Source organism: Inquilinus sp. Marseille-Q2685 (assembly GCF_916619195.1).
Taxonomy (GTDB): Bacteria; Pseudomonadota; Alphaproteobacteria; order DSM-16000; family Inquilinaceae; genus Inquilinus.
In genome coordinates, this window is sequence record NZ_CAKAKL010000011.1 from 31,006 (window position 1) to 56,965 (window position 25,960).

The window sequence follows — 25,960 nt, forward strand, 5'->3', positions numbered from 1 at the left end:
ATGCGAGACACCGTCCGTTTCCTCCTGGGCGACGAGCTGCGCGAGATCCGCACGGTCGATCCGACCCTGACCGTGCTGGACTGGCTGCGGATCGAGGAGCGCAGGACCGGCACCAAGGAAGGCTGCGCCGAGGGCGATTGCGGCGCCTGCACCGTGGTGGTCGGCCGGCGCGACGGCGACCGGGTGCGCTACGAGCCCGTGAACGCCTGCATCCGCTTCCTGGCGACGCTGGACGGCTGCCAGCTGCTGACGGTCGAGCACCTGAAGGCGGCCAACGGTTCGCTGCACCCGGTACAGCAGGCGATGGTCGATTGCCACGGGTCGCAATGCGGCTTCTGCACCCCCGGCTTCGTCATGGCGCTGTTCGCGCTGTACCGCAACGACGCGGCGCCAGGCGAAGGCCGGATCGACGACGCCCTGGCCGGCAATCTGTGCCGCTGCACCGGCTATGCCCCGATCGTCGCCGCCGGCCGGAAGATGTACGAGCTGGGCGCGCCGGAGGCCGACCGCTTCGCCGCGGCCGAGGCGGAGACGGTGAAGCGGCTCGAGGCACTGGAGGACGGGGAGACGGTCGCGGTCGGCGATGGCGCCCGGCGCTTCTATGCCCCGGCCACAGCCGACGCGATGGCGGCGCTGCTGCTGGAGCATCCGGACGCCACCATCGTCTCCGGCGCCACCGATGTCGGGCTGTGGGTCACCAAGCAGATGCGGGTGCTACCCGCGGTGATCTATACCGGCCGGGTGCGCGACCTGTGCGGCATCCGCGAGACCGCGGACGGCTTCGAGATCGGCGCCGCCACCACCTATGCCGAGGCGATCGGACCGCTGGGCCGGGCCTATCCCGACCTGGGCGAACTGATCCGCCGCATCGGGGCGGAACAGGTGCGCGCCGTCGGCACCATCGGCGGCAACATCGCCAACGGGTCGCCGATCGGCGACACGCCGCCTGCCCTGATCGCCGCCGGCGCGACGCTGGTTCTGCGCCGCGGGGATGAGCGCCGGTCGCTGCCGCTGGAGGATTTCTTCATCGCCTATGGCCAGCAGGACCGGCGGCCCGGCGAGTTCGTCGAGAGCGTCTTCCTGCCGAAGCTGCGGCCCGGCGACCGCTTCCGCGCCTACAAGATCAGCAAGCGCTTCGACCAGGACATCTCCGCCGTCTGCGCCGCCTTCCGGCTGCGGGTCGAGGACGGCCGCGTCGCCGAGATCCGCATCGCCTATGGCGGCATGGCCGGCACGCCAAAGCGGGCGGCTGCGACCGAGGCGGCGCTGCTGGGGCGGCCCTGGACCGAGGACGTCGTCCGCGCCGCCCTGCCCGCTCTGGCCCGGGATTTCACGCCGCTGACCGACTGGCGCGCCAGCGCCGGCTATCGCGCCCGGGTCGCCGCCAACCTGCTGCTGAAGCTGCACGCCGAAACCGCCGATCCCGCCGCCGAGACGCGGCTGGTCGGCGAGCGGAGCCTGGCCCATGCCTGACACCACCCTCTCCCAGGCCAAAGCCGACCGCATCGACGGCGCGGTGCACGACCCGCGCCGGCACGACAGCGCCCACAAGCATGTCAGCGGCGAGGCCGTCTATATCGACGACATCCCGGAGCCGGCGGGGCTGCTGCATGTCTGCCTGGGGCTGAGCGAGAGGGCGCATGCCCGGATCCGGTCGATCGACCTGGACAAAGTGCGCGCTGCGCCGGGTGTCGTGCGCGTCTTCACCGCCGCGGATGTGCCCGGTGAGAACGACATCGGCTGCAACCATCTGGGCGACGAGCCGCTGTTCGCCGCCGAGCTGGTGCAGCATGTCGGCCAGCCGGTCTTCGCCGTGGCCGCCGAGACCCGCGACCAGGCCCGCCGCGCCGCCCGCCTGGCCGTGATCGACTATGAGGAGCTGACGCCGGTCCTGGACTACGACGCGGCGAAGGCCGCCGGCACGCTGGTGACCAAGCCGATGACGCTGAAGCGCGGCGACGCCAAGGCGGCGATCGCGGCCGCGCCGCGCAGGGTCGAGGGCCGGATGCGGATCGGCGGGCAGGAGCATTTCTATCTGGAGAGCCAGGTGGCCCTGGCCCTGCCGGGCGAGGACGGCGACGTCACCGTCCACTCCTCGACCCAGCACCCGAGCGAGGTGCAGCACATCGTGGCATCCGTACTGGGCGTGCCGGACGGGGCGGTGACGGTCGAGATCCGGCGCATGGGCGGCGGCTTCGGCGGCAAGGAGACCCAGGCCAACCTGTTCGCCGCCGCGGCCGCGCTGGTGGCCAAGGCGACCGGCCGCGCCGCCAAGCTGCGGCCGGACCGCGACGACGACATGGCGATCACCGGCAAGCGCCACGATTTCGAGGTCGACTATGCGGTCGGCTTCGACGAGGAGGGCCGGATCGAGGGCGTGGAGATGCTGCTGGCCGCGCGCTGCGGCTGGTCGGCCGACCTGTCCGGCCCGGTCACCGACCGCGCCCTGTTCCACGCCGACAACGCCTATTTCTACCCGGCGGTGCACCTGTCCTCCCTGCCGCTGAAGACCAACACCCAGTCGGCCACCGCCTTCCGCGGCTTCGGCGGGCCGCAGGGGCTGGTGGCGGGAGAGCGGCTGATCGAGGAGATCGCCTTCGCGGTCGGCCGCGACCCGCTCGAGATCCGCAAGCTGAACTTCTACGGCACCGCCGACCGCAACGTGACGCCCTACCACCAGACGGTGGAGGACAACATCGCGCCGCAGCTGGTGGCGGAGCTGGAGCGCGACAGCGACTACTGGGCCCGGCGCGCCGAGATCCGCGCCTGGAACCGGACCAGCCGCTTCCTCAAGCGCGGCCTGGCGCTGACGCCGGTGAAGTTCGGCATCTCCTTCACCATGACCGCCTACAACCAGGCCGGCGCTCTGGTGCATGTCTACAAGGACGGGTCGATCCACCTGAACCACGGCGGCACCGAGATGGGCCAGGGCCTGTACACCAAGGTCGCCCAGGTCGTGGCCGAGGAGTTCCAGGTCGATATCGGCCGCGTCCACATCACCGCCACCACCACCGGCAAGGTGCCGAACACCTCGGCCACCGCCGCCTCCTCCGGCGCCGACCTGAACGGCATGGCGGCCCGGGCCGGGGCGCGGATGATCAAGGACCGGCTGATCGCCTTCGCCGCCGAGCGCTGGCAGGTGAAGCCCGACCAGGTGGTGTTCCGCCGCAATACGGTGCAGGTCGGCGACCAGGAGGTGCCGTTCGCGGAGCTGGTGCGCGCCGCCTATTTCGGCCGGGTGCAGCTGTCCGCCGCCGGCTTCTACAAGACGCCGAAGATCCACTGGGACCGCGCCGCCGGCCGCGGCCGCCCCTTCTACTACTTCGCCTATGGCGCCGCGGTCAGCGAGGTCACGGTCGACACCCTGACCGGCGAGTACCGGCTGGACCGGACCGACATCCTGCATGATGCCGGCCGTTCCCTGAACCCCGCGATTGACCGCGGCCAGGTCGAGGGCGGCTTCGTCCAGGGCGCCGGCTGGCTGACCATGGAGGAGCTGTGGTGGGACGCCAAGGGCCGGCTGCGGACCCATGCGCCCTCCACCTACAAGATCCCGGTGGCCAGCGACCGGCCGAAGATCTTCAACGTCCGGCTGGCCGACACGCGGAACCATGAGGAGACGATCTACCGCTCCAAGGCGGTGGGCGAGCCGCCCTTCATGCTCGGCGTCTCGGTGCTGCACGCGATCTCGGACGCCGTCGCCAGCGTCGCCGACCACAAGATCTGCCCCCGCCTCGACCCGCCGGCGACGCCGGAGAAGGTGCTGGACGCGGTGGAACGGCTGCGGGCAGCGGCGGGAGAGGCGGAATGACCCCCCTCGCCCCCACCCTGCGGCTGTGGCTCGGCGACGGCGAGCCGACGGTGCTGGTGACGCTAGCGGAGGCCCGCGGCTCGACCCCACGGGAGGCCGGGGTGCACATGCTGGTCACCGGCAGCACCAGCCGCGGCACCATCGGCGGCGGGCGGATGGAGTGGGACGCGATCGCCGCCGCCCGCGGCCTGATCGCGGCCAAGGAGCGGTCGCAGCGGGTCGAGATCCCGCTGGGCCCCGCCATCGGCCAGTGCTGCGGCGGCTATGTCGTGATCGAGCTGGAGCTGGCCGACGGCGCCACCCTGGCCCGGATCGAGGCCGAGGAGGCGGACGAGGCCGCGACCCGCCCCAGCGTCCTGGTGTTCGGCGCCGGCCATGTCGGCAAGGCGCTGGCCCGCGCCCTGGCGCCGCTGCCCGTCAAGATCCAGTGGGTCGATGGCCGCGCCGACGAGTTCCCGGCCGAGATCCCGGAGGGCATCACCCGGCGGCTGACGCCGACCCCGACCGACGTGATCGCCGAGGCGCCGCCCGGCGCCGCCTACCTGGTCATGACCCACAGCCACGCCATGGATTTCGAGGTCACCGAGGCGGCGCTGCGCCGCGGCGACGCCGCCTATGTCGGACTGATCGGATCGGCCACCAAGCGCGAGCGCTTCGAGCGCTGGTTCCGGGCCCGGGGCAACGACCCGCGGCGCGCCGGAGACCTGACCTGCCCGATCGGGGCGGGCCTCGGGCGCGACAAGCGCCCGTCCGTCATCGCCGCCATGGTCGCGGCGGAATTGCTCATCGCCTTCGCCAAGGCTAAGGACGTGTCCGCCACCGCCGACAAACCGGCGGCGGGGGCGGCTCCAGAACAGGAGGCTGCATGGACCGCAACCCGGGGGCCGGCCCCGCGCGGATCGAACTCCGCGGCATCACCAAGAGCTTCGCGAGCCTCGTCGCGAACGACGGCGTAAGCTTTTCCGTCCAGCCCGGCGAGATCCACGCGCTGCTCGGCGAGAACGGCGCCGGCAAGTCGACGCTGGTCAAATCCATCTACGGGCTGCTGCAGCCCGATGCCGGCGAGATCCTGTGGAACGGACAGCCGGTCCGTCCCTCCAGCCCGCACGAGGCCCGCCGCCTCGGCATCGGCATGGTGTTCCAGCACTTCTCGCTGTTCGAGGCCCTGACCGTGGCCGAGAACATCGCGCTAGGCCTGGAGAGCCCGCCCGACCGGCGCGTCCTGGCCAAGCGCATCCGCGAGGTGTCCGAGGCCTACGGCCTGCCGCTGGACCCGCATCGCGAGATCCACACCCTGTCGGTCGGCGAGCGCCAGCGGGTCGAGATCGTGCGCTGCCTGCTGCAGGATCCGAAGCTGCTGATCATGGACGAGCCGACCTCGGTCCTGACCCCGCAGGAGGTGGAGCGGCTGTTCGAGACGCTGCGCCGCCTGGCGTCGGAAGGCTGCTCGATCCTCTACATCAGCCACAAGCTGCACGAGATCAAGGCGCTGTGCGGCCGGGCCACGATCATGCGCGCCGGCAAGGTCGTCGGCTCCTGCGACCCGGCGGTCGAGACCGCGCGCAGCATGGCGCAGATGATGATCGGGGCCGAGCTGCGAACCTTGTCCCGCCGCGGCGCCCGTGGCGCGTCCGACCCGAAGCTGGTGGTGGAGGGCCTGAGCCTGCCCGCCGACGGGCCCTTTGGCACCGCGCTGAAGGAGATCGGCTTCACCGTCGGCGCCGGCGAGATCCTGGGCATCGCCGGCATCGCCGGCAACGGCCAGAACGAGCTGCTGCAGGCGCTGTCGGGCGAGCGGCGGGTGCGGCCCGCCGGCGCCATCCGCATCGCCGGCAAGCCGGCCGGGCAGATGAGCGCGGAGCAGCGCCGCCTGCTGGGCCTGTGCAGCGTGCCGGAGGAGCGCAACGGCCACGCCGCGGTGCCGGAGATGAGCCTGGCGGCCAACACGCTGCTGAGCGCCCGCAACCGCATGAAGCTGGCGCCCGGCGGGCTGATCCGCGCCGGCCTGGCCCGCCGCTATGCCGAGCGGGTGATCCACGAATTCGGCGTCAAGGCCCGCGGCGCCGAGGCGGCGGCCGGCAGCCTGTCCGGCGGCAACCTGCAGAAATACGTGGTCGGGCGCGAGGTGCTGCAGACACCCGAGGTCTTCATCGTGTCGCAGCCGACCTGGGGCGTCGACGCCGGCGCCGCCACCGCGATCCACCAGGCGCTGATGACCCTGGCCCAGAACGGCGCCGCGGTGGTGGTGATCTCGCAGGATCTCGACGAGCTGCTGCAGATCACCGACCGCCTTGCGGTGATCAATCTCGGCCGCCTGTCCGAGGCGCGGCCGACCGCCGAGATCTCGGTCGCCGAGATCGGCCTGCTGATGGGCGGGCTGCACGGGACCGAGCCGGCCGCGGCCGACCAGAAGGAGCCTGCCGTCCATGTCGCTTAGGATCGAACCGCGCCGCGAGCCGTCGCGCGCCATGGTGTGGCTGACGCCGCTGATCGCCATCGCCCTGACCATCGCCAGCGGCTGGCTGCTGTTCCTGGCGCTGGGCCTGGACCCGGCCGAGACGCTGTACCAGTTTCTGATCGCGCCGGTCGAGACCTTCTACGGCTGGACCGAGCTGGGGGTGAAGGCAGCGCCGCTGATCCTGATCGCCACCGGCCTGGCCATCGGCTTCCGCGCCAATGTCTGGAACATCGGCGCCGAGGGCCAGCTGGTGATAGGCGCCATCGCCGCCGCCGCCGTGGCGCTGGGCTTCTGGGGCGAGGAGGGCTGGTGGATCCTGCCCGCCATGTGCATCGCCGGCGCCCTGGGCGGCATGGCCTATGCCGCGATCCCGGCCTTCCTGAAGACCCGCTTCGACGTCAGCGAGATCCTGACCAGCCTGATGCTGACCTATGTCGCCTCGCTGGTGCTGGGCATCCTGGTGTTCGGTCCGTGGAAGGACCCGGACGGCTACAACTTCCCGCAGACCCGGATGTTCACCGACGCCGCCGTGCTGCCGATCCTGGTCGAAGGCACCCGGCTGCATCTCGGCGTGCTGGTGGCGGGGCTGGTCGCGGTCGGCGCCTGGTTCCTGATGGGCCGCACCGTGTTCGGCTTCCAGATCCAGGTGGTGGGCCAGGCCCCGGCCGCCGCCCGCTTCGCCGGCTTCAGCCGCAAGCGCGTGACCTGGTTCGCCCTGCTGCTGTCCGGCGCCCTGGCCGGGCTTGCCGGCACCTTCGAGGCGGCGGGCCCGATCGGCCAGCTGATCCCGCAGCTGACGCCGGGCTATGGCTTCACCGCCATCATCGTCGCCTTCCTGGGCCGGCTGCACCCGATCGGCATCGTCGCCGCCGGGCTGGTCATGGCCCTGTCCTATATCGGCGGCGAGAACGCCCAGGTCTCCGCCGGGCTGCCGACCGCAGCGACCGGCGTGTTCCAGGGCATGCTGCTGTTCTACCTGCTGGCCGCCGACGTGCTGGTCCGCTACCGCCTGCGCTGGGCCTCGGCCAAGCCCGTGCCCGAACCCATGACGGTGTCGTGATGGATATCCTGGTTCTGATCGCCGCGACGGTGATCACCGCGGCCACCCCTCTGCTCCTCGCCGCACTGGGCGAGCTGGTGGTCGAGCGCTCCGGCGTCCTCAACCTCGGCGTCGAGGGCATGATGCTGATCGGCGCGGTCACCGGCTTCGCCGTGACCTTCACCACCGGCCAGCCGGCGCTGGGCATCCTGGCCGCGGCCCTGGCCGGCACGGCGATGGCGCTGATCTTCGCCGTGCTGACCCTGACGCTGATGGCCAACCAGGTCGCCACCGGCCTGGCCCTGACCATCTTCGGCGTGGGCTTGAGCGCCCTGCTCGGCGCCGGCTTCGTCGGGCACCCGATCGCGCCGCTGCCGAAGCTGTCGCTGCCGGTGCTGACCGACCTTCCGGTCGTCGGGCCGCTGCTGTTCGGCCAGGACGCGCTGGTCTACCTGTCGGTCGCGATGACCATCGGCGTGGCCTGGTTCCTGAAGCGCAGCCGCGCCGGGCTGGTGCTGCGTGCGGTCGGGGAATCGGCGGAATCGGCGCATTCGATTGGCCATCCGGTGCTGCTGGTGCGATACCTGGCCTGCCTGTTCGGCGGCGCCATGGCCGGGCTGGCCGGGGCCTTCCTGTCGCTGTCCTACACGCCGCTGTGGATCGAGGGCATGACCGCCGGCCGCGGCTGGATCGCGCTGGCGCTGGTGGTGTTCGGGTCCTGGCGGCCCTGGCGCGTGCTGCTGGGCGCCTATCTGTTCGGCGGCGTCACCATCCTGCAGCTGCACGCCCAGGGCATCGGCGGCATCGAGGTGCCGCCGCAGGTCTTCACCATGCTGCCCTATCTCGCCACCATCGCGGTGCTGGTGATCATCGCCGCGGGCCCATGGCGCGGCCGGCTGCAGGCGCCGGCGGCGCTGGGCAAGCCGTTCCGCCCTTCCGTCTGAGCGGCGGATCGCTATCATCGGATGAATCACAACAAGGAGGTCTTCATGTCGATGCGCTTCTCCCGCCGGTCGGTTCTGGCGGGCTCCGCGGCCACCCTGGCGACGACGATCCTGCCCGGCCGGGTCTGGTCGGCCGAGCCGCTGAAGGTCGGCTTCATCTATATCGGGCCGATCGGCGACTATGGCTGGACCCACGGGCACGACCTCGCCCGCCGCGAGATCGAGGCGCATTTCGGCGACAAGGTGAAGACCAGCTATGTCGAGAGCGTGCCGGAAGGCCCGGACGCCGAGCGCGTGCTGCGCCAGCTGGCCCAGGCCGGCAACGAGCTGATCTTCACCACCTCCTTCGGCTACATGAACCCGACGATCCGGGCGGCCAAGCAGTTCCCGAAGGTGAAGTTCGAGCACGCCACCGGCTATCAGACCGCGCCGAATGTCAGCACCTACAACGCCCGCTTCCACGAGGGGCGCGCGGTGTGCGGCACCATCGCCGGCCACATGACCAAGTCCGGCATCACCGGCTATATCGGCTCGGTCCCCATCCCCGAGGTGGTGATGGGCATCAACGCCTACACCCTGGCGGCCCGGAAGATCCGCCCGGACATGAAGGTGAAGGTGATCTGGGTCAACAGCTGGTACGACCCGGGCAAGGAGAGCGACGGCGCCAAGGCGCTGATCGACGGCGGCGCCGACATCCTGTGCCAGCACACCGACAGCCCGGCCGCGATCCAGGTGGCGGAGGCGCGCGGCGTCCACGGCTTCGGCCAGGCGTCGGACATGCGCAACTTCGCGCCCAAGGCGCAGCTGACCGCGATCATCGACGAATGGGGGCCGTACTATATCGAGCGGGTGCAGGCCGTGCTCGACGGCACCTGGAAGTCCTCCAGCGTCTGGTGGGGCTTCAAGCACGGCATGGTCAAGCTGGCGCCGTACAACGAGGCGATCCCGGCCGAGGTCGTGGCCGCGGCGGAGAAGACCAAGGCCGACATCATCGCCGGGACGCTCAACCCCTTCGCCGGCCCGATCAAGAACCAGAAGGGCGAGCTGGTCGTGCCCGAGGGCAAGGCCCTGAGCGACGACGAGATCGCCAAGATGGACTGGTATGTCGAGGGAGTCGAAGCGTAACGCGCAGATCGGATGCTGATGCTCGCGATCGCCATCCCTCATATCCTCCCCCTCCCCTTGCGGGAGGGGCAGGGGGAGGGGGTTGTCGGTGGCGGGCTCAGACATCTTTCTTCGCTGACAGTTCTGGCGGTGCCAGCCCCTCCCCCTGCCCCCCTCCCGCAAGGGGAGGGGGAGAGTTTCTTTTCTTGCCGAATGCGCTCCGGCGGCTTCGTCATGACCGCCCCCCTCTATCTCGATCACCTCGCCTCCACCCCGCTGGATCCGGAGGTGCTGGACGCGATGCGGCCGTGGCTGGACCCGGCCGCGGTCGGCAATCCGCATGCGGCGCGGCACCGGCCGGGCTGGCGGGCGGCGGAGGCGATCGATGCCGCGCGGGCCGAGGTGGCGGCGCTGATAGGCGCCCGGCCGGGCGAGATCCTGTTCACCGGCGGCGCCACCGAGGCCAACAACCTGGCCCTGCTGGGCGGCACGCCCGAAGGCTGGCCCGTGATCGCCTCGGCGATCGAGCATCCCAGCGTCCTGGCCTGCCTGCCGGAGCTGGCGGCCCGCGGCCATCGCACCGCCACCCTGCCGATCGGGCCGGACGGCACTGCCGACCTCGACGCGCTGAAGTCGCTGCTGGGCGGGCGCCCGGCCCTGGTCTCGCTGATGGCGGCGAACAACGAGATCGGCACGGTCCAGCCGCTGGCGGAGGCGGCCCGGATCTGCGCCGAGACCGGCGCGCTGCTGCACACGGATGCGGTGCAGATCCTGTCGACCGGCGCCATCGACGTCCGCGTCCTCGACCTCGCCTTCCTCAGCCTGTCCGGGCACAAGCTGTACGGTCCGATGGGGATCGGCGCCCTGTTCGTGCGCGAGGGCACGGCGCTGCGCCCCCTCCTCCATGGCGGCGGCCAGCAGGAGGGGCGCCGGGCCGGCACCCTGCCGACCGCGCTCTGCGTCGGGCTCGGCACTGCCTGCCGCATCGCCCGGCAGCGCCGGACGGCCGATGCGCGGCGCCTGACCGCGCTGCGCGAGCGGCTGTTCGGGGCGGAGCAACAAGCCCTGCCCGGCCTGCGCCGCAACGGCTCCAAGGATCACGGCTTGCCCCGCTGCCTGAATGTCAGCCTGGCCGGCCCGGACGCGGCCGACCTGCTGCTCGACCTGCCCGACCCGGCGCTGTCCACCGGCTCCGCCTGCTCCACCGGCAGCCCGGAGCCGTCGCATGTGCTGCGCGCCATCGGCCTGTCGCCGGAGGAGGCTTACGGCAGCCTGCGCTTCGGCCTCGGCCGTGGCACCAGCGAGGCCGATGTCGACCGGGCGGCGGCGCGGCTGGCAGAGGCGGTCAGAGCGCGAGGTCGGGGCTGAGCCGCGCCCGCGTGTGCTCCACCAGATAGTCCGAGAACACCCGCACCTTGGCCGGCAGGAAGCTGCGATGCGGGTACAGCCCCGCCAGCACCACCGGCTCCGGCGGATGGTCGGGCAGCACCACCTGCAGCGCGCCGCTGCGCAGATGCGCCGCCACCTCCCACACCGGCTTCATGACGATGCCGCGGCCGGCCAGCGCCCATTCCGTCAGCACGTCGCCGTCATCGGCGTCGAAGCTGCCGCGCACCGGCACCTTGGACGGGCCGCCCTTCCCCTCCAGCGTCCACTGGTACTGCCGCGATCCCGGGAAGCGCAGCAGCAGGCAGTTGTGGCCCACCAGCTCCTCGGGCGTCTTCGGATTACCCTGGGCCTCGAGATAGGACGGCGCCGCGCACAGCACCCGCCGACAATCGGCGATCTTGCGCAGCACGAAGCTGGAATCCCGCAGCTCCGCCATGCGGATCGCCAGGTCGACCGCCTCGCCCAGCAGGTCGAGCAGGTGGTCGGACAGGCGCAGCCGGACCTCGACCCGGGGATAGAGCTCGTGGAACTGCGGCACAAGCGGCGCCAGGATGCGGCGGCCGAAGCCGAGCGGCGCGGTCACCCGCAGGCTGCCCGAGGGCACGCCGCTGGTGGTGGCGACGCTGGTCTCCGCCCGCTCCACCGCGTCCAGCACCACCAGGCAGTGGCGGTAGAAGGTCTGGCCGTGCTCGGTGGTCTGCACCTGGCGCGTGGTGCGGTTCAGCAGGCGGACGCCGAGATGCTGCTCCAGCTGCTGGATGCGGTGGCTGACCACGGCCGGCGACATGCGCACCTGCCGGCCGGCCGCCGACAGGCTGCCGAGCTCGACCACGCGCACGAAGACCCGCATGTTCTCCAGCAGCGCCAATCCGTGCTCCCTGTTCCTCGAGGCGATTCTGGGCGCATCCGCCGGATGGGATTATAGCCTTTCTTTTGAAAGTGCTGTGGTCCGCCCGCGCTTCCCCCGCCACGGCGATGGCCATTAGGCTGGCTGGAACGGATAATCAGCCAGGACGGCGGAGGCGGCGGCATGGAGCCGATCATCTGGGAATGGATCAACTTCGTGGCCCGCTGGGTGCACGTGATCACCGCCATCGCCTGGATCGGCTCGTCCTTCTACTTCGTCGCCCTCGACCTCAGCCTGAAGAAGCGCGAGGACCTGCCGGCCGGTGCCGGCGGCGAGGCCTGGCAGATCCATGGCGGCGGCTTCTACAACATGGTCAAGTACCTGGTGGCGCCGGACCGGCTGCCGAAGGAGCTGACCTGGTTCAAATGGGAGGCCTACTCCACCTGGATCAGCGGCTTCTTCCTGCTCTGCGTCCTGTACTACCGCGGCGCCGATCTGTTCCTGATCGACCCGCAGGTGTCGCTGGTCTCGCCGAAGGAGGCGATCGCGATCAGCGTGGTCAGCCTGGCCCTGGGCTGGCTGGCCTATGACCTGTTATGCAAGTCGCCGCTGGGCGAGAGCGACGTCAAGCTGGCGGCCGCCGGCTTCGTGGTGCTGGTCGCGGCGGCCTACGGCTTTTCCCAGGTGTTCAGCGGCCGCGGCGCCATGCTGCAGATGGGCGCGCTGATCGGCACCATGATGGTGGCCAACGTCTTCTTCCTGATCATCCCGAACCAGCGCAAGGTGGTGGATGCCCTGCTGGCCGGCCAGTCGCCGGACCCGAAGCTGGGCCGGCAGGCCAAGCAGCGCTCGCTGCACAACAACTACCTGACCCTGCCGGTGCTGTTCCTGATGCTGAGCAACCACTACCCGCTGGCCTTCGGGTCGCACTACGCCTGGGTGATGACGGCGCTGGTGCTGGTGATGGGCGGCGTGATCCGGCACTTCTTCAACTCGCGCCACGCCGGCAAGGCGACGCCGTGGTGGACCTGGGGCGCGGCCGCGGCCTGCATGGCGGCGATCGTCTGGCTGTCCACCCTGCCGCCGCCGCGCGAGCACGAGGTGGCGACCGCGACCAAACCCTGGATCGCGACGCAGCCCGCGGCGCCCGCGCAGGCCGCTGCGGCGGCGGACCCGAAGCTGGTGTCCTTCACCCCCGTCTCCTTCGCCCAGGTCACCGACATCGTCGTCTCCCGCTGCAGCATGTGCCATTCCACCATGCCCGGCTGGGAGGGCATCCACGAGGCGCCGCGCGGCGTGCTGCTGGACTCGCCGGAGGAGATCCGGCGCCATGCCGGCCTGATCCGCTTGCAGGCGGTGCTGACCCATGCCATGCCGCCGGCCAATGTCAGCCAGATCACCCCGGAGGAGCGCGAGCTCCTGGGGCGCTGGACGGCCGATCCCGACATGGCCGTGCAGTAGCAAGGATTGATGCGATGATCCCACCCGCCCTCGCCGCCATCCGTGGCCGGATCCTGAGCTTCCTCGCCACCCCGAAGGGCGCCGGCGACGCCGCCAGCTATCGCTACATCCCGGACGGGGTGGTGGTCGTCGAGGCCGGCAGGATCGCCCGGGTCGGCCCGGCCGCCGAGATGCTGCCGACGCTGCCGCCCGGCACCGCGGTGGACCATTATCCGGACGAGCTGATCCTGCCCGGCTTCATCGACGCGCATCTGCACTTCCCGCAGACCCAGGTGATCGCCTCCTACGGCGCGCAGCTGCTGGACTGGCTGCAGAAATACACCTTCGTGGCCGAGCAGCGTTACGCCGACCAGGCCTATGCCGAGCGCCAGGCGGAATGGTTCCTGCACGAGCTGCTGGCCAACGGCACCACCACCGCCGCGGTGTACGGGTCGGTCCACCCGGAATCGGCGGAAGCGATCTTCTCCGCATCGGAGATGCTGGGCACCGGCATGATCGCCGGCAAGGTGATGATGGACCGCAACGCCCCGCCCGGCCTGCTGGACACCGCCCAGTCCTCCTATGACGACAGCAAACGGCTGCTGAAGACCTGGCACGGCAACGACCGCCAGCGCTATGCCATCACCCCGCGTTTCGCCATCACCTCGACCGAGGCGCAGCTGGAGGCGGCGGGTGCCTTGGCCCGCGAGTTCCCGGACGCCTATGTCCAGACCCACATCGCCGAGAACCTGAAGGAGATCGAGGCGGTGAAGCAGCTGTTCCCGGACAGCCGCGACTATCTCGACGTCTACGACCGCTACGGCCTGTTAGGCCCCAGGACCCTGTTCGGCCATTGCATCCATCTCAAGGAGCGCGAGCGGGCGCGCATGGCCGAGACCGGCTCGGTCGCCGTGTTCTGCCCGACCTCGAACCTGTTCATCGGCAGCGGCCTGTTCCCGATGCGGGAGCTGGCGCGGCGCGACCCGCCGGTGCGGATCGCGGCCGCCACCGATGTCGGCGGCGGCACCAGCTATTCGATGCTGCGCACGCTGGGCGAGAGCTACAAGGTGCAGCAGCTGCAGGGCACCAACCTGTCGGCGCTGGAGGCCTTCCACCTGGTTACCGCCGGCAACGCCGAGGCTTTGGGCCTGCAGGACGAGATCGGCACTGTCGCCCCCGGCCGCTTTGCCGACCTGGTGGTGCTGGACGCCCGCGCCACCGCCGCCATGGCGCACCGGATGGAGGCGGTCGAGGCCGATCTCGAGGAAGAACTGTTCATCCTCATGACTTTGGGGGATGATCGGTCGGTGAAGGCGACCTATGTCCAGGGCCGCCGCGTGCACGAACGGGAGGGAACGCGCAGCCGGTCACCGGCCTGAGCGTCCAGTCAGGAGCGCCATGGCCGAGATCGATCGCGACGAGTCCTCCATCGACGAGCCGAAGACCGGGCAGGTCCGGTCCCTGCTCCGCGCCCTGCGGCTGCTCGACACCGTGGCCGCCCGGGCCGAGGGCATGAGCCTGACCGAGCTGGCCCGCGCCACCGACCTCTCCGCCCCCACCGTCCACCGGCTGCTGACCACGCTGGAGGAGGCGCATTACGTGCGCTTCGACCCGGCGACGCGGCGCTGGATGGTCGGGGTCCAGGCCTTCCTCTCCGGCCTCGCCTATGCCGACGGCAGGGGGCTGCGCCGGCTGGCCGACCCGCCGATGCGCACCCTGTTCGGCCTGTGCCACGAGACCGTGAACCTGGCGGTGGAGGAGCGCGGCACCATCCTCTACCTGCACCAGCTGGGCGACCCGGGCGCCAGCCTGCCGGGATCGATGCCGCTGCCGGTGCACGGCTCCGGCGTCGGCAAGGCGCTGCTCGCGGCCAAGCCGGACCCGGTGCTGTCGCGCACCCTGCCCGCCTTGGCCCTGACCCGGCTGACCGAGAAGACGGTGGCCGATCTGCCGAGCCTGCGCGACCAGATCACCCGCGCCCGCCGCTCCGGCTACGCCATCGACGACGAGGAGCACCTGTCCGGCGTGCGCTGCGTCGCCGCCCCGATCCTCGACCGCGGCGGCCGCCCGGTGGCGGCGCTGTCGATCTCCGCCCCGCGCGAGCGCATGGGCGACGACCGCATCACCCAGATCGGCATGCTGGTGCGCCAGGCCGCGGAGAAGGTCACGCTGCAGCTCGGCGGCCGGCCGCACTGAGAGGTCTTTGAGGCCTCCCCTCCCTTGTCATTGCCGGGCTTGACCCGGCAATCCAGAAGGTGTCGACGCTCTCTGGATGCCCGGGTCACGCCCGGGCATGACGGAAAAGGGATGGGCACAACCTGCTCCAAACCTTCCACCAGGTGAAAAAAGTCGCCCCGCCCCGCCGATTTTCGCGCCCCGAAATGTTTCGGGCCTGCGCTGGCCCGTCCCGCCCCGCCCGCCACCATCCTCCCGAGAACCTTCGAACGGGAGGGCATGATGCCCAAGATGACGGCGATGGAAGCGGCGGTGCATGTGCTGCGCAGCGAGGGGGTGGAGGTGGCGTTCGGCGTGCCGGGCGCGGCGATCCTGCCCTTCTACGAGGCGCTGAAGGACAGCGGCATCCGCCATGTGCTGGTGCGGCACGAGGAGGGCGGCACCCATGCCGCCGAGGGCTACACCCGCGCCCGCGCCGGGGCGATCGGCGTCTGCATCGGCACCTCCGGCCCGGCCGGCACCAACATGATCACCGGCCTGTACTCCGCCATCGCGGATTCGATCCCGATCCTGTGCATCACCGGCCAGGCGCCGCGCGCCAAGCTGCACAAGGAGGATTTCCAGGCCGTCGACATCGCCGCCATCGCCCGGCCGGTGACCAAATGGTCGGTCACGGTGATGGAGGGCGCCCAGGTGCCCTGGGTGTTCCGCCGCGCCTTCCAGATCATGCGCTCCGACCGGCCCGGCCCGGTGCATATCGACCTGCCGATCGACGTGCAGAAGGAGATCATCGACTACGACCCCGAGGCGGACGCGCCGCTGCCGGTGTCGCGGCCGGCGCCGAGCCCGGCCGCCATCGCCCGCGCCGTCGACATGCTGCTGGCGGCGGAGAGGCCGCTGATCGTCGCCGGCGGCGGCATCATCAACGCCGAGGCCTCCGACCTGCTGGTCGAGTTCGCCGAGCTGGTGAACGTGCCGGTGGTGCCGACGCTGATGGGCTGGGGCACGATCCCGGACGACCACCCGCTGAACGCCGGCATGGTCGGGCTGCAGACCCAGCACCGCTACGGCAACGCCACCTTCCTGCAGAGCGATCTGGTGCTGGGCATCGGCAATCGCTGGGCCAACCGTCACACCGGGTCGACCGACGTCTACACCAAGGGCCGCAGGTTCATCCATGTCGATATCGAGCCGACCCAGATCGGCCGGGTGTTCTGCCCGGATCTCGGCATCGTGTCCGACGCCCGGCTGGCCCTGCAGGCGCTGATCGCCGAGGCCCGCGGCCGCCGCCTGCCGAAGCGTGAGGCCTGGGTCGCCGCGATGCAGGAGCGCAAGCGCACCATGCTGCGCCGGACCGATTTCGACAACACCCCGATCAAGCCGCAGCGCGCCTTCCAGGAGATCAACGCCGCCTTCGGCCGCGACACCCGCTTCGTCACCGCCATCGGCCTGTACCAGATCGCCTCCGGCCAGTTCCAGAAGGTGTACAAGCCGCGCAACTACATCGTCTGCGGCCAGGCCGGGCCGCTGGGCTGGGAGGTTTCGGCCTGCACCGGCGCCAAGCTGGCCGACCCGTCGGCCGAGGTGGTCGGCATCGTCGGCGACTATTCCCTGCAGTTCCTGATCGAGGAGCTGGCGGTGGCGGCGCAGTACCGCATCCCCTTCGTGCTGGTGGTGCTGAACAACGCCTATCTCGGCCTGATCCGCCAGGCCGAGCGCGGCTACAATATGGATTACGAGGTCCAGCTCTCGTTCCAGAACATCAACGCGCCGGAGATCGGCGATTACGGCGTCGACCACATCAAGGCGGCGGAGGCCTTCGGCTGCATCGCCCGCCGGGTGTTCGACCCGGAGGAGATCGGCCCGGCGCTGCAATGGGCCCGCACCCGCGCCACCCAGGCCAGCCTGCCGGTGCTGGTCGAGATCATCACCGAGCGGGTGACCAACATCGCCATGGGGCCGGAGATCGACAAGGTCACCGAGTTCGAGGAGATCATCGACCTCGCCCCCGCCGCCGCGGCCCGCGAGCCGGAGACGGTGTAGCGACAGCGCCGCGCCCATCGCAGACAAAACGGCCGGGCCGGTGCCACCCCCTCACCCGGAACCGCTGGCGCGGTTCCGACCTCTCCCCTGGGGGGAGGTGAACAAACCCTCTCCTTGGGGAGAGGGAGGGGCCCGGCCCGCTTGGGTCGGGAGGGTGAGGGGGCGGCCGGGAACGGTCGATCCATCAACGGGAACCTGTGAGATCGCCATGCCGCGCTTCGCCGCCAACCTCACCATGCTGTTCAACGAGCATCCGTTCCTCGACCGTTTCGGCCGCGCCGCCGAGGCCGGCTTCGCCGAGGTCGAATACCTGTTCCCCTACCCCTATCCGAAGGAGGAGCTGGCCGAGCGGCTGCAGCGCCATGGCCTGACCCAGGTGCTGCACAACCTGCCGGCCGGCGACTGGGCCAAGGGCGAGCGCGGCATCGCCTGCCTGCCCGACCGCAAGGGCGAGTTCCAGGACGGCGTCGGCCTGGCCATCGACTACGCCGCCGCCCTGGGCTGCCGGCAGGTCAACTGCCTCGTCGGCAAGCGGCCGCCGGGCGTGGCCGAGACCGTGCTGGGCGACACGCTGGTGGACAATCTGCGCTTCGCCGCCAAGGCGCTGGGCGAGGTCGGCATCGACCTGCTGGTCGAGCCGATCAACACCCGCGACATCCCGGGCTTCTTCCTCAGCGGATCGCAGCAGACGCTCGACCTGCTCGACGCGGTCGAGGCGCCGAACACCCGGCTGCAATACGACATCTACCACATGCAGATCATGGAAGGAGACCTGGGGCCGACGCTGCAGGCGCTGATGTCCCGCATCGGCCACATCCAGGTCGCCGACAATCCCGGCCGGCACGAGCCGGGCACCGGCGAGATCCACTACCCCTTCCTGTTCCGCCTGCTCGACGCGCTCGGCTATGCCGGCTGGGTCGGCGCCGAATACGTGCCGCAGGCCGGCACCGAGGCCGGCCTCGGGTGGTTCGCGCCGTACCGGGCCCGGGCCACCGTCGCGGCCTGAGCCGTTCCCCCTCACCCTCCCGCCGCCAACGCGGCGGGCCCCTCCCTCTCCCCGAGGAGAGGGGAACAGGAGCCTCGGCCCCTTCACCTCTCCTTGGGGAGAGGTCGAAATCGCGCAGCGATTTCGGGTGAGGGGGCGAGAGCTGCCCTCCGTCTTCCACAGGAGTTCGTCATGAACGTCGCCTTCATCGGCCTCGGCATCATGGGCCGCCCCATGGCCGGCCATCTGATTGCCGCCGGGCACAGCCTGTTTCTCCACGACATCACCGGCGTGCCGGAGGAGCTGGCGGCCAAGGCCACGGCCGTGTCCTCCGCCGTCGAGGCCGCCCACCGGGCCGAGATCGTCATCACCATGGTGCCCGACACGCCGCATGTGGAGGCGGCGCTGTTCGGCCCCGGCGGCGTCGCCGAGGGGCTGTCGCCGGGCAAGGTCGTGGTCGATATGAGCTCGATCTCGCCGATCGCCACCAAGGGCTTCGCCGGGAAGGTCAACGCGCTGGGCTGCGACTATCTCGACGCCCCGGTCTCGGGCGGGGAGGTCGGAGCCAAGGCCGCCAGCCTGACCATCATGGTCGGCGGGCCGCAGGCCGCCTTCGACCGCGTCAAGCCCCTGTTCGAGGCGATGGGCAGGAACGTCACCCTGGTCGGCGGCAATGGCGACGGCCAGACCACCAAGGTCGCCAACCAGATCATCGTCGCCCTGACCATCGAGGCGGTGGCCGAGGCCCTGCTGTTCGCCGCCAAGGCTGGCGCCGACCCGGCGCGGGTGCGCCAGGCGCTGATGGGCGGCTTCGCGGCGTCGCGCATCCTCGAGGTGCATGGCGAGCGCATGATCCAGCGCAACTTCGCCCCCGGCTTCCGCATCGCCCTGCACCAGAAGGACCTGGCCCTGGCGCTGGACGGCGCCCGGTCGCTGGGCGTGCCGCTGCCGAACACGGCGGCGACGCAGCAGCTGCTGCACGCCGCGATCGCCCAGGGCGGCGCCGCCTGGGACCATTCCGCCATCCTCAAGGTGCTGGAACGCCAGGCCGATTTCGAAATCGCCGGCCCGGCGGTGCGGCAGGACGCGGCATGACCAGATGGTCTCCCCCTCCCCTTGCGGGAGGGGGGCAGGGGGAGGGGTCTGCGCGCGTCTGCGCGCGAATGCTCAGGCTTCTTCCGTAGTCCTGCGCCGCCGGTCTCTTCGATCGAGACCCCCTCCCCCTACCCCCTCCCGCAAGGGGAGGGGAGAGTAGAAAGGCCATTCGCCGGAAATCTCGTCTGAAGCACTTTCAAATCGGCCTACCCCTCCCCTCCCGCCCGCTGGCTGCTAGGCTGACCCCGGATGGGACGGGAGGCGCGTGATGCGGCTGTGGATCAAGGACCCGCTGGCGATCCTGGCGGACGGCGCCGAACGCGGCGTGGTGGTCGAGGACGGGCGGATCGCCGAGCTGGTGTCGGCCGGACGGGAACCCGCGGCGCCGGCCGACAGCGTGTTCGACGCCGGCAGCCACGTCGTGCTGCCCGGGCTGATCAACACCCACCACCATTTCTACCAGACCCTCACCCGCGCTTTGCCGGCGGCGCTGGACCGCGAGCTGTTCCCCTGGCTGCAGGCGCTGTACCCGGTCTGGGCCCGGCTGGACCCGGAAGCGCTGCGCAGCGCCGTCACCGTGGCGATGGCGGAGCTGCTGCTGTCCGGCTGCACCGCCACATCGGACCACCACTACGTCTTCCCGGAGGGGCTGGAGCACGCCATCGACATCGAGGTCGAGGTGGCGCGGTCGCTCGGCATCCGCGCCGTGCTGACCCGCGGCTCGATGAACCTGTCGGTGCGCGACGGCGGCCTGCCGCCGGACAGCGTGGTGCAGGACGAGGACGAGATCCTGGCCGACAGCGAGCGTCTGATCGCGGCGCATCACCAGCCCGGCGACGGCGCCATGGTGCAGATCGCCCTGGCCCCTTGCTCGCCCTTCTCGGTCACCGGGTCGCTGATGCGGCGGACGGCGGAGCTGGCCGAGCGGCACGATGTGCGGCTGCACACCCATTTGGCCGAGACCGAGGACGAGAACCGCTTCTGCGTCGAGACCTTCGGCTGCCGGCCGCTGGACTATCTGGAGCAGTGCGGCTGGCTGGGCCCCCGCACCTGGCTGGCGCACGGCATCCATTTCGACCAGGCCGAGATCGGCCGGCTGGCCCGGGCCGGCACGGCGGTGACGCATTGCCCCTGCTCGAACCAGGTGCTGGCCTCCGGCCACTGCCCGGTGCACGGGATGGAGCAGGCGGGGATGAGCGTCGGGCTCGGCGTCGACGGCTCCGCCTCGAATGACGGGTCGAACCTGATGCAGGAGGTGCGCGCAGCCTTCCTGCTGCAGCGGCACCACTACGGCGTCACCCGGATCAGCCACCGCGACGCGCTGCGCTGGGCCACCGCCGGCTCCGCCGCCTGCCTCGGCCGGCCGGATCTCGGCGTGATCGCGCCGGGCAGGCAGGCCGACCTGGCCCTGTTCGCGCTGGACGAGCTGCGCTTCGCCGGCCATGGCGACCCGCTGGCGGCGCTGGTGCTGTGCGGCGCGCACCGGGCCGATTTCGTCATGGTCGGCGGCGCCTGGCGGGTGCGGAACGGCGCCATTCCCGGCCTCGACCTGCCCCGGCTGATCCGCAGCCACCAGGCCCTGTCCGCCAGGATGCAGAACGGCCTTTGAGCCCGAGCCCCTTGCCGAACAGTCGTTCGATTCACTAAAATCTCCATTCGATAGAGTCGAACGGCCGATCGGGAGGTTGGCATGGACGACGGGATGGAGAGCCGGACGCGGGCGCGGCTGCCGCAGGATGCGCGGCGCGAGCAGCTGATCGACGCGGCGATCACCGCAATCGCCGAGCACGGCCTGTCGAACGTGACGCTGAGCAAGGTGGCCAGCCTGGCCGGGCTGACCGCCGGCATGGTCAATTTCCACTTCAAGTCGAAGCAGGACCTGCTGCAGGCCACGCTGGCCCGCATGGCCGAGACCTATCGCGGCCTGTGCGAGAGCGCCGTGGCCGCCGCCGGACGGGCGCCGGAGGAGGCGCTGATGGCGCTGGTCCGCGCCAGCTTCGACCCGCAGGTGGCGAGCCTGGAGCGGCTGGCGGTCTGGTACGCCTTCTGGGGCGAGAGCCGGGCCCGCGACGACTACATGGCGCTGGTCGCCTCCTCCGACCGCGCCTTCTATGAGGCCGTCCACGCGCTGATGGCGGAGCTGGCGGAGCGCGCCGACGCCCGGATCGAGCTGCGCGCCGCGGCGCTGGGCCTGTGCGGCCTGGTCGACGCGCTGTCGCAGGAGGCGCTGGTGCAGCGCGAGGCCTTCGACTGGGACGACGCGGTCGACACCTGCCGCCGCTACCTGGCCAACCTGTTCCCGGCGGCGTTCGCCGCCCCGGCCCGGCTGCGCCTGGTGGCCGAGGCCGAGCCGGACGCGCCGGCCCTGCCGCCGACCCTGCCCGGCTGGACCTATGCCGATCCCGGCATCCACGCCGCCGAGGTCGCGCGCATCCACCGGCCGGCCTGGCACCTGGTGGCGCATGTCTCGGAGCTGCCCAACCCCGGCGACTACGTCACCTTCGAGGCGCTGGGCGAGCGCGCCTTCGTCATTCGTGGCGAAGACGGCGGAATCCGCGCCTTCCACAATGTCTGCCGGCACCGCGCCCATGCCGTGCTGCAGGGCCGCGACGGACACTGCAGCGGGCTGATCCGCTGCCCCTACCACGCCTGGTGCTATGCCTGGGACGGGCGGCTGCGCGCGGTGGCGGCGGCGAAGACCTTCCCGGAGATCGACACCGCGGGCCTGGGCCTGCTGCCGCTGGACTGCGAGGTGTTCGCGGGATTCGTCTTCCTGCGCTTCGAGGGCGGCGGCCCGTCGGTGGCCGAGCGCATGGCCCCCTACGCGGCGGAGCTGGCGGCGCACCGGATCGAGGAGATGGTGCCGCTTACCGATTACTGGATCGGCGAGATCGACGCCGACTGGAAGACCATCTGGGACAACTACCTCGAGGACTATCATTTCCCGACCGGCCATCCCGGCCTGTTCGGGCTGATGTCCGCCGCCTATGACCGCGAGCCGGACGACGACACCCGCACCATCCGCCTGAGCCACGCGCTGCGGCAGGATCCCGGCGGCTGGTCGACCCGCGCCTATGCCCGGCTGCTGCCGGACGTGCCGCACCTGCCCGAGGCGCTGAAGCGGCGCTGGACCTATCTGTTCCTGTATCCGGGCGTGTCGCTGGAGCTGTATCCGGACCTGCTGGACTATTTCCACATCCTTCCGGCCGGGCCCGGCCGATCGATCCTGCGCTGGCGCGCCTATGCCCGGCCGGACGACCGCCGCGCCATGCGGCTGACCCGACGGCTGAACCTGCGGGTGAACAACCGGGTGCATGACGAGGACGCAGCGCTGATCCGCTCGGTCCAGCAGGGCCTGTCCGGCTCCGCCTACCGGGTCGGCGTGCTGGGCGAGAAGGAAGTAAACCTCCGCGCCTTCCAGGGCTGGATCCGGCGCGACGTGCCGGAGGCCGGGCAGCTGCGATAGATCCATCGTCACCTTGACAGCTGCAGGCCAATGGCCGTATTGAACCGTCTGGTTGATCAACTTATCGGTTCAATACGTGTCGACGGATCCCCTCAGCCTCACCCTGGCGGCGCTCGCCGACCCCACCCGCCGGGCCATCCTGGCGCGGCTGGCCCAGGGCGAGGCTTCGGTCACCGAGCTCGGCGCGCCCTTCGCCATGAGCCTCACCGCCGTGTCCAAGCACCTCAAGGTGCTGGAGCGGGCCGGGCTGGTGACTCGCGGCCGCTCGGCCCAGTGGCGGCCCTGCCGGCTGCAGGCCGGGCCGCTGAAGGAGATCGCCGACTGGATCGAGCGCTACCGCCCGTTCTGGGACGCCGGCTTCGACCGGCTGGACGATTATCTGCGCCAACTGCAGGGCAAGGATTCCGATGACGACCGCATCCAATGACAGCCCGGAGACGGAGCTGGTCATCACCCGCGTCTTCGACGCGCCGCGCAGCCTGGTGTTCAAGGCCTGGACCGAGCCCGAGCATCTGGCGCGCTGGCTGGGGCCGAAGGACTTCGGCGCCTCCGCGGTGCGGATCGACCTGCGGCCGGGCGGCGCCTGGAGCGCCGTGATCACCTCGCCCGAGGGCAAGAGCTACGGCATGGCCGGAGTCTATCGCGAGATCGCGCCGCCGGAGCGGCTGGTCTTCACCTTCGCCTGGGACGAGGAGGAGGCGGAGCGGATGCTGATCGCCCTCACCTTCCGCGAGCGCGACGGCAGGACCGAGATGACCTTCCGCCAGACCGGCTTCCGGTCGGTGGAGAGCCGCGACAGCCATCGCGACGGCTGGAGCGAGTGCTTCGACAAGCTGCCGGCCGCTCTGGCGCAGATCTGAAGGATCGGGGAGGGAACGCGATGAAACGCACCTATCGCGGCAGCTGCCATTGCGGCGCCGTGCGCTTCGAATGCGAGGCCGACCTGGCGGCCGGGACCAGCCGCTGCAACTGCTCGATCTGCGGCAAGGGGCGGTTCTGGAAGGCGATCGTGAAAGCGCCGGACTTCCACCTGCTGCAGGGCGAGGAGGCTCTGTCGGACTACCGGTTCGACGGCGCCGCGGGCGGCACCATCCACCACCTGTTCTGCCGCCGCTGCGGCGTCAAGCCGTTCGGCCGCGGCCACATGGACGCGCTGGGCGGCACCTTCTACGCCATCAACATCGCCTGCCTGGACGATTTGACGCCCGAGGAACTGGCCGGGCTGCCGGTCCAGTACGAGGACGGCCGCACCGACCATTGGGAGCGGGCGCCGGCGGAGACGCGCCACCTGTAGAGCCCGTCTGTAAATGCATCTGGCGCGGCCGCCTGGCGGCGGTTTCTGCGCTTCCGGTGCTCACACACCAAACGTGCGCTGCGCTCCGGTTCTCGAAACCACCGCCAGCCGACTCACGCCAGCGCATTTCCAAACGGGCTCTGAGGCCGCGCGCCTTCGCCGCGGCCGGTCGTCAGTAGGACGGCGTCACCACGGTGGTGCGCGGCGGCGGCGTCACCACGGTCGCCGAAGGCTGTGGCTGGGTCACCACGGTGGTGTCCGGCTTGTCCGGCGTGTTGTTCACGGTGCAGGCGGCCAGGAACGGCAGCCCGACCAGCGTGATGGCAAGAATGGTGGAGCGCATGTCCAATCCTCCAGTTCGGTGGAAGCGGCTTGAATCGACACCGCGCTCAGTCAGCAACAGGACGATGCGGCACCCCGTTCCCGGGAGGAGCGGATCGCGGAGGCTCGGGCCGGCACGGCGAGCCCGGGAAGCGAGCGCCCGATCGGGCGCCCCGGCGGCCGAAGCCGCAGGGCTGCCGTGCCGGCGCCGGCCTCAGCGGGCCGGCATCAGTAGGCCGGCGTCACCACCGTCGTGCGCGGCGGCGTGACATAGGTCGTGCTCGGGGTGGTGACCACGGCGGCCGGGGCCGGCTGTGTGACCACGGCAGCCGGCGCCGGCTGGGTCACGACGGTGGTCGGCCGGTCCGGGGTGGTGTTCACCGTGCAGGCCGCCGCCAGCAGCGACAGGCCCGCCAGGGCGAAAGCCGTGGAAATCGAACGCATCTCACGTCCTCCAGTGCAGTGAAGCGACCCGAGTCCAGGCCGCAACGCAAACACCCAACGGGACGAAGCGAGAATGGGTTCCTTTGGCCGGATTTACGCAAAAATCGATGGTGATCTTTATGCCGAACCGCTGTCGGCCGCGGCGCGGCGGCTGTCGCGGGCCCTGCGGGCGTCGCGGCGGTTCAGGATCACGGCGCTGGCGATGACGAAGCAGGCCACCACCAGGATGATGATCGTCGCCAGGGCGTTGATGTCCGGCGTCAGCCCCAGCCGGACCTTGGAGAAGATCAGCATCGGCAGGGTGTTGGCGCCGGGGCCGGAGGTGAAGGTGGCGATCACCAGGTCGTCCAGCGACAGGGTGAAGGACAGGAGCCAGCCCGACACCATGGCCGGCGCCAGAAGCGGCAGGGTGATGTCGATCATCACCTGCCAGGGCCGGCTGCCGAGATCGGCCGCCGCCTCCTCGATCGACGCATCCATGTCGGCCAGGCGCGACTGCACCACCACGGCGACATAGGCCATGCAGAAGGTGACATGGGCGATGGTGATGGTCAGCGCGCCGCGCCCGGACGGCCAGCCGAACGCATCCTCCAGCGCCACGAACAGCAGCAGCAGCGACAGGCCGGTGATCACCTCCGGCATCACCAGCGGCGCCGTGACCATGCCGGCCAGCAGCAGCCGGCCGCGGAACCGGCCGAACCGGGCCAGGGCGATGCCGGCCATGGTGCCGAGCGCGGTGGCGATGGTGGCGGAGACCGCGGCGATCTGCAGGCTGAGCAGCGCCGCGTCCATCACCTGCCGGTTGCCCCACAGCGCCGCGTACCACTTGGTCGAGAAGCCGCCCCAGACCGTCGCCAGCCGCGACTGGTTGAAGGAGAACACGATCATCGAGGCGATCGGCCCGTAGAAGAACACGAAGCCGGCCACCAGCCAGAGGGTGAGGAAGCGGGAGCGGCCTTTCACGGCGCCGACTCCTCGCTTCCTTCACTGTCATCCTCGGGCTTGACCCGAGGATCCAGAGGCTGCCGACGCCAGCGCCGGCGGCCCCTGGATTGCCGGGTCAAGCCCGGCAATGACAATAAGGGGAAAGCGTTGATATCCCGAA

At 70.8% G+C, this 25,960-nt stretch carries 23 protein-coding genes; 19 read left to right on the forward strand and 4 right to left on the reverse strand.

The genetic code is table 11. From position 1 onward, the window contains the following. The 8 genes from xdhA to LG391_RS31050 all read left to right on the forward strand — a co-directional run bounded on the left by xdhA (nucleotide 1) and on the right by LG391_RS31050 (nucleotide 10,724). Nucleotides 1–1,473, forward strand: a complete 1,473-nt coding sequence (gene xdhA / locus LG391_RS31015; protein WP_225772389.1) for a xanthine dehydrogenase small subunit — start codon at nucleotides 1–3, stop codon at nucleotides 1,471–1,473. Then, nucleotides 1,466–3,811 (forward strand): xanthine dehydrogenase molybdopterin binding subunit, encoded by a 2,346-nt coding sequence (gene xdhB, locus LG391_RS31020; RefSeq protein ID WP_225772390.1) that lies wholly within the window; start codon nucleotides 1,466–1,468, stop codon nucleotides 3,809–3,811. The genes xdhA and xdhB overlap by 8 nt, the downstream gene beginning before the upstream one ends. Beyond that, nucleotides 3,808–4,767, forward strand: coding sequence for a xanthine dehydrogenase accessory protein XdhC (xdhC, locus tag LG391_RS31025; RefSeq protein WP_225772392.1), 960 nt, complete (start codon nucleotides 3,808–3,810; stop codon nucleotides 4,765–4,767). The genes xdhB and xdhC overlap by 4 nt, the downstream gene beginning before the upstream one ends. Next, nucleotides 4,677–6,248 carry an ABC transporter ATP-binding protein gene (locus LG391_RS31030; RefSeq protein WP_225772394.1) on the forward strand — a complete coding sequence of 524 codons (1,572 nt, stop codon included), beginning with the start codon at nucleotides 4,677–4,679 and terminating at the stop codon, nucleotides 6,246–6,248. The genes xdhC and LG391_RS31030 overlap by 91 nt, the downstream gene beginning before the upstream one ends. Then, on the forward strand, nucleotides 6,238–7,329 hold the full coding sequence (locus tag LG391_RS31035; protein ID WP_225772396.1) for an ABC transporter permease: 1,092 nt from the start codon (nucleotides 6,238–6,240) through the stop codon (nucleotides 7,327–7,329). The genes LG391_RS31030 and LG391_RS31035 overlap by 11 nt, the downstream gene beginning before the upstream one ends. Then, a complete protein-coding gene (locus tag LG391_RS31040) occupies nucleotides 7,329–8,252 on the forward strand; it encodes an ABC transporter permease (protein ID WP_225772397.1) in 924 nt (307 codons plus the stop codon). Before LG391_RS31035 ends, LG391_RS31040 begins: the two co-directional genes overlap by 1 nt. A 51-nt stretch (nucleotides 8,253–8,303) precedes the next feature. Continuing rightward, nucleotides 8,304–9,377 (forward strand): BMP family ABC transporter substrate-binding protein, encoded by a 1,074-nt coding sequence (locus tag LG391_RS31045; RefSeq protein ID WP_225772639.1) that lies wholly within the window; start codon nucleotides 8,304–8,306, stop codon nucleotides 9,375–9,377. A 213-nt stretch (nucleotides 9,378–9,590) separates the two neighbouring features. Beyond that, a complete protein-coding gene (locus LG391_RS31050) occupies nucleotides 9,591–10,724 on the forward strand; it encodes a cysteine desulfurase family protein (protein WP_225772399.1) in 1,134 nt (377 codons plus the stop codon). Here the strand turns inward: LG391_RS31050 and LG391_RS31055 are convergent. Next, nucleotides 10,702–11,613: a LysR family transcriptional regulator gene (locus LG391_RS31055; RefSeq protein ID WP_225772401.1), complete on the reverse strand. Its 912-nt coding sequence runs from the start codon at nucleotides 11,611–11,613 to the stop codon at nucleotides 10,702–10,704. The genes LG391_RS31050 and LG391_RS31055 overlap by 23 nt on opposite strands. Before the next feature lie 162 nt (nucleotides 11,614–11,775). Here LG391_RS31055 and LG391_RS31060 point away from each other — a divergent pair, with 162 nt between their 5' ends. From LG391_RS31060 to LG391_RS31110, 11 genes are all read left to right on the forward strand, one after another. After that, nucleotides 11,776–13,053: a urate hydroxylase PuuD gene (locus tag LG391_RS31060; RefSeq protein WP_225772403.1), complete on the forward strand. Its 1,278-nt coding sequence runs from the start codon at nucleotides 11,776–11,778 to the stop codon at nucleotides 13,051–13,053. 14 nt (nucleotides 13,054–13,067) lie between these two features. Further along, a complete protein-coding gene (gene guaD, locus LG391_RS31065; RefSeq protein ID WP_225772406.1) occupies nucleotides 13,068–14,411 on the forward strand; it encodes a guanine deaminase in 1,344 nt (447 codons plus the stop codon). Between the two features lie 19 nt (nucleotides 14,412–14,430). Beyond that, nucleotides 14,431–15,228, forward strand: coding sequence for an IclR family transcriptional regulator (locus tag LG391_RS31070; RefSeq protein ID WP_225772408.1), 798 nt, complete (start codon nucleotides 14,431–14,433; stop codon nucleotides 15,226–15,228). A 261-nt stretch (nucleotides 15,229–15,489) separates the two neighbouring features. Beyond that, on the forward strand, nucleotides 15,490–17,250 hold the full coding sequence (gene gcl, locus LG391_RS31075; RefSeq protein WP_225772409.1) for a glyoxylate carboligase: 1,761 nt from the start codon (nucleotides 15,490–15,492) through the stop codon (nucleotides 17,248–17,250). Nucleotides 17,251–17,458: 208 nt separating this feature from the next. Continuing rightward, entirely contained in the window at nucleotides 17,459–18,256 is a 798-nt protein-coding gene (hyi, locus tag LG391_RS31080) for a hydroxypyruvate isomerase (RefSeq protein ID WP_225772411.1), read from the forward strand. A 171-nt stretch (nucleotides 18,257–18,427) separates the two neighbouring features. Beyond that, nucleotides 18,428–19,330: a 2-hydroxy-3-oxopropionate reductase gene (locus LG391_RS31085; RefSeq protein WP_225772413.1), complete on the forward strand. Its 903-nt coding sequence runs from the start codon at nucleotides 18,428–18,430 to the stop codon at nucleotides 19,328–19,330. A gap of 268 nt (nucleotides 19,331–19,598) precedes the next feature. Further along, entirely contained in the window at nucleotides 19,599–20,939 is a 1,341-nt protein-coding gene (locus LG391_RS31090) for an 8-oxoguanine deaminase (protein WP_225772415.1), read from the forward strand. Nucleotides 20,940–21,020: 81 nt separating this feature from the next. Beyond that, nucleotides 21,021–22,796, forward strand: a complete 1,776-nt coding sequence (locus LG391_RS31095; protein ID WP_225772417.1) for an SRPBCC family protein — start codon at nucleotides 21,021–21,023, stop codon at nucleotides 22,794–22,796. A 76-nt stretch (nucleotides 22,797–22,872) separates the two neighbouring features. Beyond that, a complete protein-coding gene (locus tag LG391_RS31100; RefSeq protein WP_225772419.1) occupies nucleotides 22,873–23,223 on the forward strand; it encodes a helix-turn-helix transcriptional regulator in 351 nt (116 codons plus the stop codon). Beyond that, nucleotides 23,204–23,656, forward strand: coding sequence for an SRPBCC domain-containing protein (locus LG391_RS31105; RefSeq protein WP_225772421.1), 453 nt, complete (start codon nucleotides 23,204–23,206; stop codon nucleotides 23,654–23,656). Before LG391_RS31100 ends, LG391_RS31105 begins: the two co-directional genes overlap by 20 nt. Before the next feature lie 20 nt (nucleotides 23,657–23,676). Further along, on the forward strand, nucleotides 23,677–24,090 hold the full coding sequence (locus LG391_RS31110; RefSeq protein ID WP_225772423.1) for a GFA family protein: 414 nt from the start codon (nucleotides 23,677–23,679) through the stop codon (nucleotides 24,088–24,090). A gap of 172 nt (nucleotides 24,091–24,262) precedes the next feature. Here the strand turns inward: LG391_RS31110 and LG391_RS31115 are convergent, their stop codons facing one another. The 3 genes from LG391_RS31115 to LG391_RS31125 all read right to left on the reverse strand — a co-directional run bounded on the left by LG391_RS31115 (nucleotide 24,263) and on the right by LG391_RS31125 (nucleotide 25,818). Further along, on the reverse strand, nucleotides 24,263–24,433 hold the full coding sequence (locus tag LG391_RS31115) for a hypothetical protein (RefSeq protein WP_225772425.1): 171 nt from the start codon (nucleotides 24,431–24,433) through the stop codon (nucleotides 24,263–24,265). Between the two features lie 206 nt (nucleotides 24,434–24,639). Beyond that, entirely contained in the window at nucleotides 24,640–24,855 is a 216-nt protein-coding gene (locus tag LG391_RS31120; RefSeq protein ID WP_225772427.1) for a hypothetical protein, read from the reverse strand. A gap of 117 nt (nucleotides 24,856–24,972) precedes the next feature. After that, nucleotides 24,973–25,818 carry an ABC transporter permease subunit gene (locus LG391_RS31125; protein ID WP_225772428.1) on the reverse strand — a complete coding sequence of 282 codons (846 nt, stop codon included), beginning with the start codon at nucleotides 25,816–25,818 and terminating at the stop codon, nucleotides 24,973–24,975. Nucleotides 25,819–25,960 lie beyond the last annotated feature (142 nt).

Excerpts from the sequence above, each read along its gene's own strand:
- LG391_RS31105 (WP_225772421.1), top strand. The coding sequence starts at position 23,204 with ATGACGACCGCATCCAATGACAGCCCGGAGACGGAGCTGGTCATCACC.
- LG391_RS31110 (WP_225772423.1), top strand. The coding sequence starts at position 23,677 with ATGAAACGCACCTATCGCGGCAGCTGCCATTGCGGCGCCGTGCGCTTC.
- LG391_RS31090 (WP_225772415.1), top strand. The coding sequence starts at position 19,599 with ATGCGGCTGTGGATCAAGGACCCGCTGGCGATCCTGGCGGACGGCGCC.
- LG391_RS31050 (WP_225772399.1), top strand. The coding sequence starts at position 9,591 with ATGACCGCCCCCCTCTATCTCGATCACCTCGCCTCCACCCCGCTGGAT.
- hyi (WP_225772411.1), top strand. The coding sequence starts at position 17,459 with ATGCCGCGCTTCGCCGCCAACCTCACCATGCTGTTCAACGAGCATCCG.
- LG391_RS31060 (WP_225772403.1), top strand. The coding sequence starts at position 11,776 with ATGGAGCCGATCATCTGGGAATGGATCAACTTCGTGGCCCGCTGGGTG.
- gcl (WP_225772409.1), top strand. The coding sequence starts at position 15,490 with ATGCCCAAGATGACGGCGATGGAAGCGGCGGTGCATGTGCTGCGCAGC.
- xdhA (WP_225772389.1), top strand. The coding sequence starts at position 1 with ATGCGAGACACCGTCCGTTTCCTCCTGGGCGACGAGCTGCGCGAGATC.
- LG391_RS31085 (WP_225772413.1), top strand. The coding sequence starts at position 18,428 with ATGAACGTCGCCTTCATCGGCCTCGGCATCATGGGCCGCCCCATGGCC.
- LG391_RS31035 (WP_225772396.1), top strand. The coding sequence starts at position 6,238 with ATGTCGCTTAGGATCGAACCGCGCCGCGAGCCGTCGCGCGCCATGGTG.
- LG391_RS31070 (WP_225772408.1), top strand. The coding sequence starts at position 14,431 with ATGGCCGAGATCGATCGCGACGAGTCCTCCATCGACGAGCCGAAGACC.
- LG391_RS31115 (WP_225772425.1), bottom strand. The coding sequence starts at position 24,433 with ATGCGCTCCACCATTCTTGCCATCACGCTGGTCGGGCTGCCGTTCCTG.
- LG391_RS31095 (WP_225772417.1), top strand. The coding sequence starts at position 21,021 with ATGGACGACGGGATGGAGAGCCGGACGCGGGCGCGGCTGCCGCAGGAT.
- xdhB (WP_225772390.1), top strand. The coding sequence starts at position 1,466 with ATGCCTGACACCACCCTCTCCCAGGCCAAAGCCGACCGCATCGACGGC.
- guaD (WP_225772406.1), top strand. The coding sequence starts at position 13,068 with ATGATCCCACCCGCCCTCGCCGCCATCCGTGGCCGGATCCTGAGCTTC.
- xdhC (WP_225772392.1), top strand. The coding sequence starts at position 3,808 with ATGACCCCCCTCGCCCCCACCCTGCGGCTGTGGCTCGGCGACGGCGAG.
- LG391_RS31030 (WP_225772394.1), top strand. The coding sequence starts at position 4,677 with ATGGACCGCAACCCGGGGGCCGGCCCCGCGCGGATCGAACTCCGCGGC.
- LG391_RS31045 (WP_225772639.1), top strand. The coding sequence starts at position 8,304 with ATGCGCTTCTCCCGCCGGTCGGTTCTGGCGGGCTCCGCGGCCACCCTG.
- LG391_RS31040 (WP_225772397.1), top strand. The coding sequence starts at position 7,329 with ATGGATATCCTGGTTCTGATCGCCGCGACGGTGATCACCGCGGCCACC.
- LG391_RS31120 (WP_225772427.1), bottom strand. The coding sequence starts at position 24,855 with ATGCGTTCGATTTCCACGGCTTTCGCCCTGGCGGGCCTGTCGCTGCTG.